The organism is Helicobacter sp. 10-6591 (assembly GCF_003288805.1).
GTDB lineage: Bacteria > Campylobacterota > Campylobacteria > Campylobacterales > Helicobacteraceae > Helicobacter_F.
In genome coordinates this window covers 1-352 of sequence record NZ_NHYK01000058.1, presented here as the reverse complement: position 1 = coordinate 352, position 352 = coordinate 1, and the positions used below count along the sequence as shown (strand labels likewise).

The 352-nt window shown below is 33.5% G+C and carries 1 protein-coding gene; it reads left to right on the top strand.

Annotated elements, in window-relative coordinates:
* A partial coding sequence (locus CCY97_RS08365; protein ID WP_181562878.1) for a hypothetical protein occupies positions 1–352 on the top strand: 352 nt, incomplete at both ends.

Genomic DNA, 352 nt, shown 5'->3' with positions numbered 1-352 from the left:
CTATAAGCTCACTTGTTATACAACAAGAAACAAACAACAATAACAATCCAACCCTAGAAGTGGGTAATGGTAGTAATAATAGTATTGTCAATGTTCCTAAGATAACAATAGAACAAGGAGCTACTCTTAATAGAACGATTCAAAATGGAAAGCAAGGATGGAACATACTCTTTCGTGGTGGCTCTACAATAGAGAGCTTTGAAAATAAAGGAACAATAAGCTCAAGCAATAAGGTAGATACAGTCTATCTCTATACAGATGAAAAAACAAAAAATGGGAAAACTACTACTAAAGGTGGCCAAACTGTTGTGAAAAACTTCACTAATAATGGCACTATAGAATCAAAAGATCA